This window comes from Brevibacillus sp. B_LB10_24, from assembly GCF_046036945.1.
GTDB lineage: Bacteria > Bacillota > Bacilli > Brevibacillales > Brevibacillaceae > Brevibacillus_C.
This window is the reverse complement of the sequence record NZ_JBJQOQ010000009.1, coordinates 121,769-138,180: the sequence shown is the minus strand read 5'-3', so window position 1 is coordinate 138,180 and position 16,412 is coordinate 121,769. Positions and strand designations below refer to the sequence as shown.

Sequence of the window (16,412 nt, the reverse complement as noted above, 5' to 3'; positions counted from 1 at the left end):
TTAATCAAGTTAAACTATGATCACATTCTTGCCATGCCCACCGCCGCCAAAAATTGGCTGCAGGGCATCGAGGACGAAAGGAAAAGGAGCGTCTGCCATGAAGATTGCTATGTATTACGGGCCGGAGGATGTGAGGATTGAGGAACGTCCGTCCCCGGTTCCCGGCCCGGGTGAAATCGTTGTGCAAAATCGGGTAACCCTGACATGCGGTACGGATGTGAAGACTTTCTTTCGCGGCCACCCCTATTGGACACCGCCTGCGCCGTTTGGACATGAATCGGCCGGCGTGGTGATCGCGGTTGGCGAAGGCGCCCCCTTTGCTGTCGGGGACCGCGTCGTCGCCCACAACTCTGCCCCGTGCGGCATCTGCTATTTCTGCAAGCAAGGGCAGCACTCGCTTTGCGATCGGATCACCTTTAACCTGGGGGCTTTTGCCGAGATTCAAAAAATTCCGGCAGTGATCGTCAGCCAAAACACCTTCCGCATCCCTCCCGAGGTGTCCTTTAAGGATGCCGCTTTGACGGAACCGTTTGCCTGCGCTCTCTACGGCATCGAACAGTCGGAGATTAAGCTCGGCGACACGGTAGCGGTGAACGGGGCAGGACCGATCGGCTTGATGCTGATTCGCCTGGCGGCGCTGTGCGGCGCTCGCGTCATCGCAACTGACCTGCACCCGAAGCGGCTTGAGCTGGCGCGAAAACTGGGGGCAGAGGTGACGATCGACATCCGCGATGTTTCCGACCAGGTCCAAGCCGTACGAGCTTATACCGAAGAGGAGCGGGGAGCGGATGTCGCCATTGAAGCAGCCGGGTTTCCCGAGTTGTGGGAAAAGACTGTCGCCATGGTCAGAAAAGGGGGGATTGCCACCCTGTTTGGCGGTCCCAAGCCGGGAACGACCGTCACTTTCGACACCAAGCTTTTGCACTATTCGCAAATCACGATCAAGGGCGTGTTCCATACGACACCGCGCCATGTGAAGGCCGCCTTTGACCTGATTTGCCGGGGCGTCATCTCCGCATCCGATTTTGTCAATGAAGAGTATCGGCTGCAGGAGATTGAGCAGGCGATCCGCACCCACGCGCAGGGCCTGGCGATCAAGAATGCCGTTGTGTATGCGTAGTTTGTTTTCAAAAAATAGGGAAAAGAAAAGGATGATGTAACATGAGAACGATTCAAATTTTGACAGTCTGCGGTTCCGGTACCGTCAGTTCGACCATGGTCGCGCAAAAATTAAAGGAAGCATTGGCGGCGGACGGGATCAAAATCGTCACAACGGAAGTAAAACCGACCCAAGTCATCAGTCATGTGGAGCAAGGGAACTACGATTTCGTCGTCAATACGACTCCCGTTCCCGACAACATCCCCATCCCGGTCATCAACGGCGTCGGTTTCCTGACGGGGTTGGAGGAAGAGGAGTTTCTGGAAGAAGTACGCAGCGTGATCGCGCAAATTCAGGCGCGCGAAGCCAACTAAACCACGGCCCTGAGAGGAGTCAACCCGTATGTTTCTGCAGACGTTAAAGGATATTTTTGACACGTTTGGCGCTCCCATTTTTGTTCCGGTCGTCATCTTTATCATCTCGCTGGCGATGAAAGTGGAAGTGAAAAAAGCTCTCTATTCCGCGCTTTATGCCGGAATCGGTCTGTTTGGCTTCAACCTGTTGACCAATGCCTTTATTCCGATTATCATGCCCGTTGTCCAAAATATGGTAAAAAGCACCGGGGTCAGCCTTCCCGTCTTTGACATCGGTTGGCAAGCCACGGCGATCGTCGCTTATTCCACACGGGTAGGCATGATCTTCCTCGGGCTTGCGCTCGTGCTGCAAATCTTCCTGTTTGCCATCAAGTGGACGAATGTCTTTCAGCCGGGCGATTTGTGGAACAATTACTCTTACATGGTCTGGGGGTCGATGGTGTACCTGATCACCGACAGCATGTTCCTGGCGATTGCCTGCATGATCGTGCTGAACCTGTACAGTCTGCTCTTTTCCGAATTGTTTGCGAAGAGGTGGTCGACGTACTTTCAGTATCCGCGCGTCACGATCGTCCAGCTTCATCACGTGGGCAGCATTCCCTTCGCCATCGCCCTCAACTGGGTGCTGAACAAGTTGGGCGCCAGCAAAATCAACCTGAGTCCGGACGCCCTGCAAAAGCGGCTGGGCATCTTCGGGGAACCGATCTCCCTGGGCTTGATTTTGGGCCTTTTGCTCGGGCTCTTGGGCAATCTGACGAATCTGGGCCAACTGGCCTCCTGGGGACAGATCGCCACTGTCGGAATTGCGACGAGCGCGATCATGGTGATCTTTCCAAAGGTATCCAGCATTTTTGCCCAGGCGTTCCTTCCGCTGACGGAGACGGCCAAGAAAAATCTGAAGAAATCCAACAGCAAATCCGGCGACAAATCCAGAGAGTGGTATCTGGGCGTAAATGACGCGATGGGGTACGGGGAGACGGCAACGCTGACCTCCGGCATCCTGCTCATCCCGATCATGGTCGTCTTGGCGCTGATCCTGCCGGGAAATGAAGTCCTGCCGCTGGTCGATTTGATCGCGCTGCCCTTCATGATCCAGGGTGTCGTCGCGATTACCAACGGCAACATTTTCAAATCTGTCATCATCGGAGCCATTTGGTTCAGCATCGGGCTGTACGCGGCTACCTATACGGCGCCCCTGTTTACGGAAGTGGCAAAAGGGGTCGGCGTCACCATCCCGGCGGAAACCCTGCTCATCACTAGCTTCGGGATTTTGACTTCGCCGGTAACGGCACTGATCTTCCTCGCCTTTTTATCGCAATCCTGGCTGTGGATTGGCGTTGTCCTGGCGATATACGCTGTGGCTTACGCGCTGTTCAAGAAAAAGAAAGCAGCGATTGTGGACTATCTGGAACGCAGCGCTTTATACGGCAGCACTTCAGAGAAAGAGCCGAACCAAGAGCAGGCCCCGCAGATGGGATGACGTCCCGCTTCCAGGCGGCCGCATGAACGAGCAAGTCTGGGCGCGGGCAAAACCAGGTGGTTTACTAAAGAGGAGGTTGCGATGTTACGTCCCGAATTTATCGTGCTGCAGTCGAAAGCAGCCAGCGCAGAAGAGGTTATCAAGCAGTTGAGCGATTTGTTTCTGGCTCACGATATAGTCAAGGAGAGCTATTGCGAAGCGGTGGTGGAACGTGAAAGACAGTATCCTACCGGACTGCCGAGCAAAGAAGTGTTTATCGCGATTCCCCATACAGACAGCAGTCATGTCAAGGAATCGGGTATAGCGATTGCCACACTTGAAACACCGGTATCCTTTGGCATGATGGGAGATGCCGAAAAGAAACTGGATGTCGGGCTGGTCATGCTGCTGGCCATCGCCGATCCGCAAAAGCAGCTTGAACTTTTGAAGAACATCATGGGCGTGTTGTCGAACGGCTCTCTGCTCAAAAGCATTAAAGAAGCGTCAACCGCTGAGCAGGTTGCCGGGGTGCTTCTTCCGCATCTCGCATCTTGATTTTTGGTCAGCTAGAACCCGGCTTCAAACGAACAGAGGGAGCATCTCGGTCTGAGATGTTCTCTCTTTTATTTGATCGCATGGTGAAAATCGACTTGGACGCCGCTTTGACACATGCGTTCCGCCGCCGCGCCTTGCAAACGCAGCTGATGCCCCAAGAGATCCGCATGCTTCAGTACATATTGCATGAAAGCCTCCACATGGACAGGCATGACCCTGCTCCTGTCGTACACGATCGAAAAAAAACGTTGGAGATGGATCCCCTGTATCTTCATCATTTTCAGGCTGCCTAACCTCAGTTCCTTTTGAATGGCGGACCGGGAGATGATAGAGATACCCAACCCGGATTCTACGGTGGCTTTGATCGATTCGGTATTCCCCAATTCCAGCACAACCTGCAGTTTCCCAGGATCAAGGTTGTTTTGGCGGAGCGCATTTTCTATGACCTGCCTCGTTCCAGACCCGGGTTCCCTGAGAATGACGGGAAGCTGGAACAACTCCTCGGCTGTGATACAATCCCTGTTTTCAAGCCTAGGGTCAGGCTCCAGTGCTGATGCAATCACCACCAATTCATCGTCCAGGAACGGGCATTGAGAGAGGATTTTACCCGAGACGGGCGCTTCGACAAAACCCAGATCGATCTCCCTGTTCTCCAGGAGTTCGACGATTTTCGTGGAGTTGTACGTCTTCATGAGCAGGTCGATCTTGGGGTACTCCTTTGAAAATTTCCCCAAAAGATAAGGCAGGATGTACTCGCCGATGGTCAGACTGGCCCCGATCTGCAAGTCTCCGTGAATCGACTGGGACAGCAGGTGCAGCTCTCTCTTTGCTTTCTCCACCAGCTGCAAAATTTTTTCGGCGTAATCGTAGAGCACCCTTCCCGAATCTGTCAATTTGATCGATTTCGTCGTTCGTTCAAATAGTTTTACCGATAGGGTTGATTCCAGCTGCTGAATTTGCTGGCTGACGGTTGGCTGCGAAAGGTGAATCACTTTTGCCGTTTCAGAGAAGTTTCTTTTCATCGCCGCGACATAAAAGACTTTCAAATGGTCGAGGTTCACTGCCAAATCACCCTGCCTTTTTTTGTAACAATAACACAGGAAGAGGGATCGTGATCATTGGGAATCCCAATTTGTCCTATTGAATATTACAATAAATCAAAATATTCGGAAACTATTGTCTAAATTCAAACGGCGGTGTTTTAATAGGCTCAGGCAAAATTGGTTGGAGCATTTGACCATCGCAACTCCGACCAATGCATACAGAAAAACAATAAAGGAGGCCTCGGCATGGCAAGAGAGATTCACGTGATCAGTCCAAAGGACAACACCGGAACCGTCATCAGCAGGAATATGGCAAAAGGGCGGGTGGTGGAAATGGAGCTTGACGGAGCGATTCAATCCATTGAGATTCTGAAGGATATTCCCTACGGTCACAAGATCGCCGTTCGCCCGATTCGCCAGGGCGACACGATCTGGAAATACGGACTGAGTATCGGAACGGCATTGACGGATATCCAAGTCGGCGACCACGTCCACATCCACAATATCGAAAGCAACCGCGGCCGCGGAGATCTGTACCAGGTGGCTACGGCAAAGGAGGCGCTTTGAGATGAGTGACACTTTTTGGGGATACATCCGGCCGAATGGGTCGGTCGGGATTCGCAACACCATTCTGATCCTATCCGGCACGATTTACGCCAACTCCACTGCCGAACGGGTGGCCGCCACCATCAACGGAGCTGTCGCGATCACCCATCCTCTCGGCCGCTGCCAGGTGAGGCCGGACCTGCGCATGACGTTTAAAACCTTGGTCGGCATGGGGAAGAACCCAAATGTCGGCGGGGTCGTGGTGATCGATCACTTCCGGGAAGAAGGATGTACGGCCGAGGATATCGCCGCCGAAATCGCCAAGACAGGAAAGCCGGTTGAAGTCGTCAACATCAGGAAGGCGGGCGGTGCGATTGAGGCGACGGCGGAAGCGACGCGAAAAGCCCTGTACATCAAACGCGAATTGTCCAAGCAAAAAAGGGAGCTGGTCAGCGTCTCCAATCTGCTCTTCGGGTTGAACTGCGGCACGTCCGACACCAGCTCCGGCATTGGCTCCAATGTGGCCCTGGGGGTCTGCTCCGACAAAATCATCTCCCAAGGCGGGCGCTCTGTATTGGCGGAAGTCATGGAACTGATGGGGGCGGAGGAGTACATCAGGCAGCGCTCCGTCACCCCAGAGGTCGGAGAGAAAATCGTCGGCTACATTGAGCATCTGGAGCGCAGGGCGCTGGCGAGCGGCGAAGACATCCGGGGATCGCAGCCGACCGGCGACAACATCCTGGGCGGACTCAGCACGATCGAGGAAAAATCGCTTGGCGCTTACATGAAGTCAGGATCGGCTCCGATCATCAACGGGTTGGAATATGCGGAGGAATGCACGCAAAAAGATCCGGGCGTCTACGTGATGTACACGCCGGGCCACGGCAGCGAATCGATTACGGGCATTGCGGCTGCAGGCGCACAGGTCCTCGTTTTCAGCACAGGCGGAGGGCATACGATATCACACCCGATCATGCCGACGATCAAAATCACCGGCAACAGCGAATCCTTTGCGTTGATGAAAGACACCATGGAGCTGGATCTGAGCGGGATCTTCCGGGATGAGCTGACGATCGAACAGGCCGGAGAGCTCATCTACGACGAAGTGCTGGAAACCTGCAGCGGGAAGCTGACGAAGAGCGAAATCCTGCACGAGCAGACCGGATTTGCGATCCATCGCGTGGGCGTCAGCATATAGTCATATCAGCAAAACCGTTGTGAAAACGTGAGGCAAGGCGGGTTCCCTTGCCTCACAGCCAGGATGGGGTGGCTTCCTGTGAAAGTGTTGATAACCGAGTTCATCTGGCCGGAAGGGCTTGACAGAATCAGGGAATACGCCGAGGTAGACTACGATCAGACGCTGTGGAGAGATGAAGTCCGGCTTTTGCAGAAAGCGAGGGAGGCAGACGCCCTGATCGTGCGCAATCAAACAAGGGTGGATCGCGCCCTGCTGCAGGCCGGATCCAATCTGAAAGTCATCGGCCGGCTCGGCGTCGGACTGGATAATATCGATTTGGACAGCGCCGGTGCCCTGCGCATAAAAGTGGTGTACGCCAAAAACGCCAATGCCGTTTCCGTGGCGGAATACGTGATGGCGGCGATGCTTGCGGCAAACCGTCCCCTGCATGCAGCCAACCGGGATGTCAAAGCGGGAAACTGGGACCGCAAGCGGTTTACGGGAATGGAATTGTACACAAAAACAGTCGGGCTGGTCGGAATCGGCGAGATTGCCCACCGCGTCGCGAAAAGGGCGCTGGCATTCGGCATGCAGGTGATCGGGTATGATCCCTTTGTCACGCCGTTTGATTTTCCCGCCGCCGAGACAGGGATCGGACTTGTCTCATTCGCTGATCTTCTGCAGACATCCGATTACATCAGCATCCACGTTCCGTTGACGTCCCAGACCAAAGCGATGTTGTCCACGCGAGAATTTCAGCAAATGAAACAAGCGGCATACCTCATCAACACTTCCAGGGGCGGCATTATTGACGAAGCCGCTCTGCTTGCGGCCGTGACGGAGCGAACGATTGCCGGCGCCGTGCTGGACGTGTTGGAAAAAGAACCTGCCGACCCTGCCAATCCGCTGCTGCATTGTGAAAACGTGACCGTCACCCCGCATATCGCAGGTGTAACGGAAGAATCACAGACGAGGACAGCGGTCTTGATCGCGGAGGAGATAGGGAGAGTGCTGCGGGGAGAGCCAAGCGTTTGTCAGGTTCGGTAAAGGAGAATACAGGTGAGAACATGTTCGAGTCGTTTCGAGTAGAGCGCAGGAATATCTCAGACACTGTCGTCGATTATCTGAAACAGTTGATAGATGAAGGAAAGTTTGCTCCCGGTGAACGAATTCCGGGCGAACGGGAATTGGCTCAGCTGATGAATGTCAGCAGGAACACGATCCGGGAATCTTTTAAAATACTGGCCGCTCAAGGCTACCTGAACATCAAGCACGGAAACGGCGTCTTTGTCGCCGACGCCGATACCCAGCTTGCCAAGATCACCTCGGCTTTTTTCGTCAAACATGACCAGATCAGCGAGCTGTTTGCGATTCGCAAGGTTTTGGAGACACAAGCGGTCGAATGGGCCATCAAGCATGTAGATACCGCATGCGAAGCAGAATTGACCAATATGTTGGCTGACAGCAGACAGGCGCTCAAGTCAGGGGATTATGCGGGACTGGCCCAGTTGGACCACAAGTTTCATCTCGCGTTGACCCGCATGTCCGGGAACTCGGTTCTGCACCGCATCATGCTGCATCTCATCGACCTGCTGGGCGAAGCGCGAAACGAATCGATCCGGATTCCGGACCGGGCCGCGCAATCGATCAAAGAGCACGGCAGAATCGTTGATTCGATCCTTTTGCGAGACGCAGACACAGCCAAACAGCTGATGCTGGACCATTTGGACAGCGTGGAAAAATCAATCATTCGCCAAAAACAAATCGAACGTGAGTGAACGAACGATGACACATACTGCGGCAGAATTAAAGTTGTTTTGCAGGCTTGTATTCGAGCGGCTGGGAGTAGGCGGGGAAGACGCTTCCGTCGCGGCAGATGCACTGATTCGGGCTGATTTGGAGGGCACCGGCAGCCATGGCATCAGCCGGCTGCCCATCTATGCGAAACGGATGAAGGAAGGGAGGATTCAAGCAAATCCTGCGATTGCGATGCAAAAAACGGGTGAGTCCGTCCTGCTGGTAGACGGAGACAACGGTCTGGGGCAGATCGTCTCCGTTCACGCCTGCAGGCAGGGGATAGCGATCGCCAAGGAGACCGGAGCGGCAGTCGTCGCGGTTCGAGGCAGCAATCATTTCGGGGCCGCTTCCTATTACTGTCAGATGGCATGCGACCAGGGACTGGCTGCAATGGTCTTCACCAATTCTCCGCCGGGAATCCCCCCGTGGGGAGGGGCGAGGGCATTCTTCGGGACCAATCCGATCGCTTTCGGATTTCCCACGGGAACAGAGGCGCCGGTGATCATTGACATGTCGACGAGCGTGGTCGCCAGGGGGAAAATCATTTTGGCCGCCAAACAGGGACACCCAATCCCTAAAGGGTGGGCGATCAATGCTCGCGGAGAGGAAACCGAAGACCCTGAGGAGGCACTGGCCGGTGCTGTCCTGCCGGCAGGCGGGGCCAAGGGCTACGCTCTGTCCCTTGCGGTCGAAGTGCTGACAGGGGTTTTGTCCGGAGCCGCTTTTGGGCCGCATGTCCAAAATTTGTACAACGATGACGGCGGGCGAGCGAATGTGGGCCACTTTTTCCTGCTGCTTGACGTGGAGAAATTTATGCCGCTGGAGCATTTTACCCATCTGATGAACGTCTTGCTGCAAGAGATGAAAGCGGTTCCCCGGATGCCCGAGGTGAAAGAAATCCTGTTTCCCGGTGAGCGCAGGGCAAAGGAGCATGCAGAACGGGTATCCAAAGGAATCCAGCTGCCGCCAGAGGTCGAAGAGGAATTGGCCGCTTTGGGAAAAGAGCTGGAGGTAGCGTTTCCCAAAAAGCTGCTGCTTACACGTGAACAACAATAAAGGGGGATCAAGATGGTGAGAGTAACGATCGGAATGCTTCTGATGAGCATGATCTTGGTCATCGCAGGCTGCGGCGGCGCTCCGCAAGCGGCCTCTGACCAGGCAATCGCCGCTTCCGCCAGGCCGGAGTTTGTCTTTAAGCTGGGGCATCTCCAGGGGGGAGAACACCCCTATCAACTGGGGGCGGAGAAATTTAAACAAATCGTCGCGGAGAAGTCAAAGGGAAGGATCCAGATAGACATTTTTCCCAGCAGCCAGCTTGGAAACGGCCGCGACCAAATCGAAGGCTTGCAGCTGGGCACCATTCAGTTCCACGTCGGCTCGGTTGCTCCTGTCGCCAACTTTGCCCCTAAATTAAACGTCCTCAGCCTGCCTTACCTGTTCCGCGACCGGGAGCAGGCGATCAAAGCTCTCGATGGCGAGATCGGCCAAGAATTATCGAACGACCTGCTGCAAAAAGGGATCGTGAATTTGGCGTTCTGGGAAAACGGGTACCGGCATCTGACCAACAATGTCAGGCCGATCAAAACCGCAGCTGATGCAAAAGGGTTGAAACTGCGCGTACAGGAGTCGCCCGCCTACATCTCCTTCGTCCACGCTCTGGGTGCAACACCCACTCCGATCCCCTTCGGCGAATTGTACACCGCGATGGAGCAGAAAGTCGTGGACGGCCAAGAAAATCCCCTGGCTCAAATCGCAACCAACAAATTTCAGGAAGTGCAAAAGTACTTGACGCTGAATGCTCATACGTACGATGCCGCTATTTTCCTGATGAGCAAGGCGGCCCTCGAGCAGCTGCCCGCCGATCTGCAGCAGGTAGTGAAAGAGGCGGCCAAAGAAGCGGGAGCCTATGAGCGGCAAGTCTCCCAGGAATCGGAAGAAAAGTTCCTGCAGGAATTGAAAGCGGATGGCATGACGGTGGAGGAACATCCGGATCTCGACTCCTTCCGCAAAGCGGTGGAACCCGTTTATCAGGAGATGCAGGATTCCATTGGCAAGGACCTGATCGAAAAAATCAGAAACACGAACTGACAGGGGAAGGCTCTGTCCTTCCCCGACTTTCCCCAAGGGAGGTTTTCACATGAGAGCATCGCTAAACAGGCTGAGCCAATGGGTCGACAAACTGTCCCGATACGTTGTCATCGCTTTTATGGGATTGGCTTTTCTGGCTACGATCTACCAAGTGTTCTCGCGGTATGCCCTGCAAAGTTCTTTTTTCGCCAATGTGCTGCCCAAGGCCAATCTGGCTGCGTTGAATTTTCCCTGGATGGAGGAGGCCATCCGCTATCTCTTTATCTGGATCGTTTTTTTGGGAATCGGCGTCGTGTACAAAAGCAAAGGTCATGCGCAGGTGGAGATCGTGACGAATTTCTTTCCCTCCCGGTGGCAGCGGGGATGCAGTCTCGCGGTCGAAGTGCTTAACTCCGCGTTTTTCGGTGTTCTCCTGGTTAAAGGGATCGAGATGGCGAAAATCACCAATGGGCAGCTGTCTCCTTCGCTGCATCTCAACATGTCGGCGATGTACGCTTCGATCATGCTCTGTTCTGCCGTTTGCCTGATCCATTCGTTTGCATCGCTTATGGGGGCTGTCCATTTGCATCGGAAGGAGAGGTTAGGGGAAGCTGTTGGCGAAGGAGGAAAAGAAGAGCCCGCTATGGCGGAAAAAATCGGGTAGAGGAGGGTCCGGATGGTTTTGCCGGTGATTGTATTGCTGTTTGTCTTCATGGGAATCGGCGTTCCGATCGCCATCTCTCTGTCTTTGGCGGCGATTGGCGGGGTCGGGCTCAGTTCCGTGCCGATCCCGTTAACTGTCGTTGCGCAGCGATTCTTTACTGCGGTGGATTCGTTTCCGCTGCTGGCGATTCCCTTTTTTATGCTGGCAGGGGAGCTGATGATGGCGGGGTCGATGGCCCAGCGGATTACCAATGTCGCATTCGCGTGCGTAGGGTGGCTGAAAGGGGGGCTGGCCCAAGTATCTACGCTGGCCAGCATGTTTTTTGCCGGAATCTCCGGTTCAGGGGCTGCCGATACGGCGGCAGTCGGAAAAATGATGATTCCTGTTATGGAAAAAAAAGGATATGACAAGGCGTTTGCCGCTTCGACGATTGCAACGGCCGGTACAATCGCCGTGGTCATCCCGCCCAGCATTCCGATGATCGTCTACGGTGTGACAGCGGGGGTATCCATCGGCGCTCTGTTCACAGCCGGCATCGTTCCGGGAATCTTGATCGGGTTATCGATCATGGGCATGAACTACTTCACAGCGAAGAAAAGGGGGTATGACGATCAAGGGGGCGCTTTTGAACTGACTACTTTGCGAAAAGCTCTGAGAGAAGGGATCTGGGCGCTTCTGCTTCCCGTGATCATCATCGTAGGGATCCGCTCGGGAGTGTTCACCCCGACAGAGTCCGCAGCGATCGCAGCCGCTTATGCCCTGTTCGTCGGGATGTTTGTCTACCGGGATGTAAAGTGGAAGCATCTGCCCGAGGTTCTGATGAGCGCCGGAATCACGACAGCGATGATTGTGTTCATCATCGCTGCGGCCAATCTTTTTGGCTGGCTCTTGACCGCAGAACAGATCCCCGGGCAATTGGCTGCTCTGATCATGGGGGTCACATCCAACAAGTACATGATTTTGTTGTTGATCAACATCATTCTGTTCATCGCCGGTTGTTTTTTAAACGCATCTGCCGCGATCACGATTTTAACGCCCTTGTTCCTGCCGTTGATCAAAACAGCGGGAATCGACCCCGTTTTCTTTGGATTGGTGATGGTGGTCAACCTCGCTCTCGGATTGATTACCCCGCCGGTCGGGCTCGATCTGTTCATTGTACAGGGGATCGCCAAAATTTCACTCGAGCATCTGATTCGCGGGATCTTCCCCTTTATCTTGCTGCTCGTGGCAGATTTGCTGCTGATCACCTACGTCCCGCAGATATCCATGTGGCTTCCCGGTTTGCTCGGACCATAGCACAGCAGCCCCTCATCCTGTGAAAGGATGGGGGCTGCCGCCTCAGGCAAAGCTCTCATTTAAGCACGCGAAAACTGCCTGTCCCCATCGCCAGCAATTTGCCGTCTGCCGTCTCCACTCTTGCTTCGGCTGTAATCGTCCGCTTGGTCGTATGGACCACCCGGCCCCGGGCGTAGATAGTACCCTCGCCAATACTTGCGAGGTAGTGAATACTCATGTTGGTCGTGGCCACTTTCCGCTCGCCGAGGGAACGGGCAGCAAGGCCCATCGCGTTGTCGAGCAGGGTGGCGTACATGCCCCCGTGGAGGGTCATATTTCCGTTGATGTGGTGGTGCTGGATGGCAAGCGACAGCACCGCCTGCCCCTCTTCGATGCTTTCAATCACGCAGCCGACGTGCCGCCAAAAAGGTACGTCAGAAAAGTCATGTTTCAGTTCCTGCAGATAATTCGTCTCCACTTTTTCTCCACTCCTTTTTTTCTATAATAGGGTTCATAGCTGTCAAAGACAACCAGCCCCCGGATCTCCATCCGATGTTCAAATCCTGTTACTCCTTCTACAGAAAAAAGAGAAGCCCAACTAGTATCATAGCAGCTTTCTTTTCCGAAAAATAGACCAATTCGCGAAAATGTTTGAATTAACTGATATTTTTGAATATAATAGTAATGTCTACTATGCCTACATACTAACCGGTCAGTTAAAATTCCGAGGAATGGGGGAATTGGATGAGCGCAGAGTTGTTTCAACGGTTTGTCGGAATGGAGTCAAAGCCTGTCAAAAACGAAGTGGAGAAAGGGGCCATCCGCAAATTTGCCGATGCGATCGGAGATCCAAATCCGATCTACCGCGACGAGGAGTACGCAAAGACCACCCGGTACGGACGGATCATCGCACCGCCGACATTTAGCCGCACTTTCGACTACGGTGCCATCCCTGATTTCACCATAAAGCGCGAAGGGTTGATTCACGGCGAGCAGGAGTTCCGGTACTTCCAGCCGATATGCGCCGGCGATGTGCTGTACTGCTCGACGAAATTGGTGGATGTCTACGACAAGGAAGGAAAGCTGGGGCGGATGACATTCTTGGTCCATGAGCAAAAAGGCGTCAACGAATCCGGAGAGACTGCGTTCGTCGCGAAGATGACGACGATCTACCGGGGATAGGAGGGGGATGGCGATGGGAAACAAGCTGTTTCAACCGGGCGAGACGATCGGGCCGTTGACGAAACCGCCGATCACCAAAACACAATTGGTCATGTACTCCGGGGCCTCAGGGGATTTCAATCCGATTCATACCGTCGAAGAGTTTGCCCTTGAGGCGGGACTAGGCGGTGTGATCGCCCATGGCATGCTGACCATGGCGTTTGTCGGCCAACTTTTGACAGATGTCATCGGTATCGAAGGAGAGCTGCGGACATTCGGTGTCCGGTTTACGGGAATGGTCCGCCCCGGAGATGAGATCACCTGCGAAGGCCGCGTGCTTGAGACCCGGGTCGAGGCGGGCAAGCAGATCGTTTCCTGTGAGGTATGGGCTGCCACGCAAGGAGGAACAAAGGCAGTCCGGGGACATGCCGAGTACGCGATGCCGGCAGTGCAATGAAACGACACGGCCCGGAATATCGGGATGTGAAACGGAAGGGAGAATGAATATGAGAGTAAAAGATCGAGTAGCCATTATTACGGGATCAGGGAGGGGCATTGGGGCGGCAACGGCCGGCCGGCTGGCGGAAGAAGGGGCAAAAGTCGTCGTGACCGACATCCGAGCTGACGCCTGCGAAGAAACGGCGGCGGCCATCAAAGCGGCCGGCGGCGAGGCGATTGCCGTACCGTGCAACATCACCGAGCGGCAGTCGGTCGAGGAGATGGTGCAGAAAGCAGTCGACACGTTTGGACGTCTTGACATTCTGGTCAATAATGCCGGGGTGATCCGGGACAATCTGGTTCACAAAATGACGGATGAGGATTGGGATACGGTGATGAACGTACATCTGAAAGGCTCATTTTACGCCTCCCAGGCGGCCCAGCGGTACATGGTGCCGCAGCGGTACGGCAAAATCGTCAATCTCAGCTCCACCTCAGCGCTGGGCAATCGCGGCCAGCTCAATTACGCCACAGCGAAGGCTGGCCTGCAGGGATTTACCAGGACGCTGGCGATCGAGCTTGGCAAATTCAACATCAACGTAAACGCGATCGCCCCCGGGTTCATTGAAACCGATATGACCAAGGCGACGGCGGAGCGGGTCGGAAGCGAATTTGAAGCGTTTAAACAGGCAGCGGCAGAGCGGTCGCTGCTGGGGAGAACAGGCAAGCCGATTGATATCGCCAATGCCGTCCTCTTTCTCGTCTCGGAGGAGTCCAGTTTCATCACCGGCCAAGTCCTGTATGTTCGCGGAGGAATCTGACGATGTGAGGCATGGGTGACGAAGGTTTGGCACTTGCAACCCAAAACGGGCGCTAACCAGGCGAAGAACCGCCGGGCAGCGGCCTGTTTTTTATATCCATCGAGGCTTCCATCAGGGAGCGATCAGATACGGTTCCAGAAGCAAAAAAGGGGGGCAGCCAGTCTGCAGCCGTTTCTTTATGGGGTGAAAAAAGGTAATATAAAGAGTATTGCTGATCGTATATTGGCGCCCCCGCTGAAGGAAGGAGAAAACGTGTTGGAATCCGTGACAGCTTGGTTTCAAGGGTACGGCTATTGGGTACTTTTTATTGGCCTTTTACTCGAATATATCGCCCTCCCATTTCCCGGCCAGCTTGCGATGAGCTATGCGGGCTTCCTGACCTATCAAGGACAGCTGCATGGGGCGGTATGCGTGCTGGCAGCCGTTTCCGGAACCATACTGGGATCAACCTTCTCCTACTGCGTCGGACGCAAGTTTGGCAGTCCCTTTTTTGAAAAATACGGGTCCCGCTTCTTACTGGGACCGAAAAAGCTTGCCAAAGCTTCCCGGTGGTTTGAAAAATACGGCAACAAGGTCATGTTTATCGCTTTTTTCGTACCGGGGCTAAGGCACTTTACCGGGTATATCGCGGGCATTCTGAACATACGGTTTCGGGTTTACGCACTCTATTCTTACAGTGGTGCCTTGGTCTGGGTGCTCACCTTCGTCACACTTGGAAACAAGCTGGGGCCCAATTGGAAGCTCATCCAAAGCGCTTCCGCACATTCGCTCACCAGAAGCATCCTGCTGGGATGCGCCGCCTTTATCCTGTTGTGGCAGTGTGTGAAATACAGGCATGAGCTGCATCGGCTGTCCAAACAAGCCCTGCAGCGTTTGAGAGAATACCTGAAAAATTAGAGAGTCTAAGAGTGAGGTTCATATGCTGTTCTCTTGCCGAAAATCCTTTTATGATAAGGGTTTTCGGCGTTTTTTATGGATATATTCTATCGCGATCCAAAAGACCGAGGCCAACCGGATCGATCGAGTCATCAAGCAGGCCGACTTTCGCGGAAATCTAAGAAAATAGGTAACTGCGTCGTGCCGACATTTGGCAATGATTCATATATCTAAAGCAGATATAGCTATGATGCCTAGTAACCTAGAATTTTTTTAGGGGGTGGGTTTTAAATTGGGCGATTTTAAAAAAGAGCTCCGCGGATTGCATCTTGGTGACTACCGGGCAGGTAAAATGTCGTCCTCGGCCTATGAAATGGCAAGCTATCCTCAACAGTTCTGCCGCTGTGGTGGATGCGGTGGATGCGGTGGATGCGCTGGATGCGCTGGATGCGGTGGATGCGGCAGATGCGGTGAATTCTGCGGCAGGTGCGGGGAATTCTGCGGCAGGTGCGGATTTTGCGGCAGGTGTGGTTTTTGCGGCAGATGCGGTTTTTGAGGATAAGGAAAAGAAAGGGTACCCCCGTGCACAGCAAAAATTTGGGCAGGCAGGTGTTTTCCTAGTAGTACTCTATACATTATTTTGAAGAGGCGGGTTGTCAAAATGGGTGATTTTAAAAAAGAGCTCCGCGGATTGCATCTTGGTGACTTCCGGGCGAGCGCAATGTGGTCTTCGAGCTGCGGATGCGATAGCAGCGATGATCCTCCACGATGCGGTGGTCGATGTGGCGAAAGATGCAGCTGTGGTGGACGGTGCAGCTGTGGCGGACGGTGCGGTGAGAGCTGCTTCCGCTGTGGTGAACGCTGTGGACGGTGCGGCGGTTTTTGAGGAAAAGGTAGGCTCGTTTCTTGAATGGGTGCAAGAAATCAAAGGGTCACCCCTGTACACAGCAGAAATTTGGGCTGGCAGGGGTTCTTTCATTTCCATTCGGATTTCAGAAACAAATAGGCAAGAAGGACAATGAGGAGTACATAGGATATCAGTGAAAGTGATGGCATACGC

20 protein-coding genes are annotated in these 16,412 nt (G+C 54.1%); 18 read left to right on the top strand and 2 right to left on the bottom strand.

All coding sequences use genetic code 11. The features are described from left to right. Window positions 1-97: 97 nt before the first annotated feature. The 4 genes from ACI7RC_RS11055 (at window position 98) to ACI7RC_RS11040 (ending at window position 3,487) form a co-directional block, all read left to right on the top strand. Window positions 98-1,120, top strand: a complete 1,023-nt coding sequence (locus ACI7RC_RS11055; RefSeq protein ID WP_408108294.1) for a zinc-binding dehydrogenase — start codon at window positions 98-100, stop codon at window positions 1,118-1,120. A gap of 41 nt (window positions 1,121-1,161) precedes the next feature. Next, window positions 1,162-1,473, top strand: coding sequence for a PTS sugar transporter subunit IIB (locus ACI7RC_RS11050; RefSeq protein ID WP_408108293.1), 312 nt, complete (start codon window positions 1,162-1,164; stop codon window positions 1,471-1,473). 28 nt (window positions 1,474-1,501) lie between these two features. Beyond that, a complete protein-coding gene (locus ACI7RC_RS11045) occupies window positions 1,502-2,953 on the top strand; it encodes a PTS galactitol transporter subunit IIC (protein ID WP_408108292.1) in 1,452 nt (483 codons plus the stop codon). Window positions 2,954-3,034: 81 nt separating this feature from the next. Then, window positions 3,035-3,487, top strand: coding sequence for a PTS sugar transporter subunit IIA (locus tag ACI7RC_RS11040; RefSeq protein WP_408108291.1), 453 nt, complete (start codon window positions 3,035-3,037; stop codon window positions 3,485-3,487). A 68-nt stretch (window positions 3,488-3,555) separates the two neighbouring features. Here the strand turns inward: ACI7RC_RS11040 and ACI7RC_RS11035 are convergent, their stop codons facing one another. Further along, on the bottom strand, window positions 3,556-4,548 hold the full coding sequence (locus ACI7RC_RS11035; protein ID WP_408108290.1) for a selenium metabolism-associated LysR family transcriptional regulator: 993 nt from the start codon (window positions 4,546-4,548) through the stop codon (window positions 3,556-3,558). 228 nt (window positions 4,549-4,776) lie between these two features. On the opposite strand from ACI7RC_RS11035, the gene ACI7RC_RS11030 reads away from it, so the two are divergent. The 8 genes from ACI7RC_RS11030 to ACI7RC_RS10995 all read left to right on the top strand — a co-directional run bounded on the left by ACI7RC_RS11030 (window position 4,777) and on the right by ACI7RC_RS10995 (window position 12,077). Continuing rightward, window positions 4,777-5,097 (top strand): UxaA family hydrolase, encoded by a 321-nt coding sequence (locus ACI7RC_RS11030; RefSeq protein WP_408108289.1) that lies wholly within the window; start codon window positions 4,777-4,779, stop codon window positions 5,095-5,097. A 1-nt stretch (window position 5,098) separates the two neighbouring features. Further along, window positions 5,099-6,274, top strand: a complete 1,176-nt coding sequence (locus ACI7RC_RS11025; RefSeq protein WP_408108288.1) for a UxaA family hydrolase — start codon at window positions 5,099-5,101, stop codon at window positions 6,272-6,274. Window positions 6,275-6,352: 78 nt separating this feature from the next. After that, entirely contained in the window at window positions 6,353-7,300 is a 948-nt protein-coding gene (locus ACI7RC_RS11020; protein ID WP_408108287.1) for a hydroxyacid dehydrogenase, read from the top strand. Beyond that, a complete protein-coding gene (locus tag ACI7RC_RS11015) occupies window positions 7,285-8,031 on the top strand; it encodes a FadR/GntR family transcriptional regulator (protein WP_408108286.1) in 747 nt (248 codons plus the stop codon). Before ACI7RC_RS11020 ends, ACI7RC_RS11015 begins: the two co-directional genes overlap by 16 nt. A gap of 7 nt (window positions 8,032-8,038) precedes the next feature. Continuing rightward, complete coding sequence (locus tag ACI7RC_RS11010) at window positions 8,039-9,106, top strand: Ldh family oxidoreductase (protein WP_408108285.1); 1,068 nt, start codon at window positions 8,039-8,041, stop codon at window positions 9,104-9,106. A 12-nt stretch (window positions 9,107-9,118) separates the two neighbouring features. Continuing rightward, complete coding sequence (locus ACI7RC_RS11005) at window positions 9,119-10,138, top strand: TRAP transporter substrate-binding protein (protein ID WP_408108284.1); 1,020 nt, start codon at window positions 9,119-9,121, stop codon at window positions 10,136-10,138. 49 nt (window positions 10,139-10,187) lie between these two features. Next, window positions 10,188-10,781 carry a TRAP transporter small permease gene (locus ACI7RC_RS11000; RefSeq protein ID WP_408108283.1) on the top strand — a complete coding sequence of 198 codons (594 nt, stop codon included), beginning with the start codon at window positions 10,188-10,190 and terminating at the stop codon, window positions 10,779-10,781. 12 nt (window positions 10,782-10,793) lie between these two features. Next, entirely contained in the window at window positions 10,794-12,077 is a 1,284-nt protein-coding gene (locus ACI7RC_RS10995) for a TRAP transporter large permease (protein ID WP_408108282.1), read from the top strand. 55 nt (window positions 12,078-12,132) lie between these two features. On the opposite strand, the gene ACI7RC_RS10990 is transcribed toward ACI7RC_RS10995, so the two are convergent. Then, complete coding sequence (locus tag ACI7RC_RS10990) at window positions 12,133-12,534, bottom strand: PaaI family thioesterase (protein ID WP_408108281.1); 402 nt, start codon at window positions 12,532-12,534, stop codon at window positions 12,133-12,135. Window positions 12,535-12,800: 266 nt separating this feature from the next. On the opposite strand from ACI7RC_RS10990, the gene ACI7RC_RS10985 reads away from it, so the two are divergent. From ACI7RC_RS10985 to ACI7RC_RS10960, 6 genes are all read left to right on the top strand, one after another. Beyond that, complete coding sequence (locus ACI7RC_RS10985) at window positions 12,801-13,238, top strand: MaoC family dehydratase N-terminal domain-containing protein (RefSeq protein ID WP_408108280.1); 438 nt, start codon at window positions 12,801-12,803, stop codon at window positions 13,236-13,238. Between the two features lie 13 nt (window positions 13,239-13,251). Beyond that, complete coding sequence (locus tag ACI7RC_RS10980) at window positions 13,252-13,674, top strand: MaoC/PaaZ C-terminal domain-containing protein (RefSeq protein ID WP_408108279.1); 423 nt, start codon at window positions 13,252-13,254, stop codon at window positions 13,672-13,674. 43 nt (window positions 13,675-13,717) lie between these two features. Continuing rightward, window positions 13,718-14,476 (top strand): SDR family NAD(P)-dependent oxidoreductase, encoded by a 759-nt coding sequence (locus tag ACI7RC_RS10975; protein WP_408108278.1) that lies wholly within the window; start codon window positions 13,718-13,720, stop codon window positions 14,474-14,476. Window positions 14,477-14,728: 252 nt separating this feature from the next. Beyond that, window positions 14,729-15,373 carry a DedA family protein gene (locus ACI7RC_RS10970; RefSeq protein ID WP_408108277.1) on the top strand — a complete coding sequence of 215 codons (645 nt, stop codon included), beginning with the start codon at window positions 14,729-14,731 and terminating at the stop codon, window positions 15,371-15,373. Between the two features lie 347 nt (window positions 15,374-15,720). After that, window positions 15,721-15,996: a hypothetical protein gene (locus tag ACI7RC_RS10965; RefSeq protein ID WP_408108276.1), complete on the top strand. Its 276-nt coding sequence runs from the start codon at window positions 15,721-15,723 to the stop codon at window positions 15,994-15,996. 9 nt (window positions 15,997-16,005) lie between these two features. Then, window positions 16,006-16,374 carry a hypothetical protein gene (locus tag ACI7RC_RS10960; protein WP_408108275.1) on the top strand — a complete coding sequence of 123 codons (369 nt, stop codon included), beginning with the start codon at window positions 16,006-16,008 and terminating at the stop codon, window positions 16,372-16,374. Window positions 16,375-16,412: the final 38 nt, after the last annotated feature.

Coding starts and splice junctions, on each gene's coding strand:
- ACI7RC_RS11055 (WP_408108294.1), top strand. CDS start 98: ATGAAGATTGCTATGTATTACGGGCCGGAGGATGTGAGGATTGAGGAA.
- ACI7RC_RS11050 (WP_408108293.1), top strand. CDS start 1,162: ATGAGAACGATTCAAATTTTGACAGTCTGCGGTTCCGGTACCGTCAGT.
- ACI7RC_RS11045 (WP_408108292.1), top strand. CDS start 1,502: ATGTTTCTGCAGACGTTAAAGGATATTTTTGACACGTTTGGCGCTCCC.
- ACI7RC_RS11040 (WP_408108291.1), top strand. CDS start 3,035: ATGTTACGTCCCGAATTTATCGTGCTGCAGTCGAAAGCAGCCAGCGCA.
- ACI7RC_RS11030 (WP_408108289.1), top strand. CDS start 4,777: ATGGCAAGAGAGATTCACGTGATCAGTCCAAAGGACAACACCGGAACC.
- ACI7RC_RS11025 (WP_408108288.1), top strand. CDS start 5,099: ATGAGTGACACTTTTTGGGGATACATCCGGCCGAATGGGTCGGTCGGG.
- ACI7RC_RS11010 (WP_408108285.1), top strand. CDS start 8,039: ATGACACATACTGCGGCAGAATTAAAGTTGTTTTGCAGGCTTGTATTC.
- ACI7RC_RS11005 (WP_408108284.1), top strand. CDS start 9,119: ATGGTGAGAGTAACGATCGGAATGCTTCTGATGAGCATGATCTTGGTC.
- ACI7RC_RS11000 (WP_408108283.1), top strand. CDS start 10,188: ATGAGAGCATCGCTAAACAGGCTGAGCCAATGGGTCGACAAACTGTCC.
- ACI7RC_RS10995 (WP_408108282.1), top strand. CDS start 10,794: ATGGTTTTGCCGGTGATTGTATTGCTGTTTGTCTTCATGGGAATCGGC.
- ACI7RC_RS10985 (WP_408108280.1), top strand. CDS start 12,801: ATGAGCGCAGAGTTGTTTCAACGGTTTGTCGGAATGGAGTCAAAGCCT.
- ACI7RC_RS10980 (WP_408108279.1), top strand. CDS start 13,252: ATGGGAAACAAGCTGTTTCAACCGGGCGAGACGATCGGGCCGTTGACG.
- ACI7RC_RS10975 (WP_408108278.1), top strand. CDS start 13,718: ATGAATATGAGAGTAAAAGATCGAGTAGCCATTATTACGGGATCAGGG.
- ACI7RC_RS10965 (WP_408108276.1), top strand. CDS start 15,721: ATGAAATGGCAAGCTATCCTCAACAGTTCTGCCGCTGTGGTGGATGCG.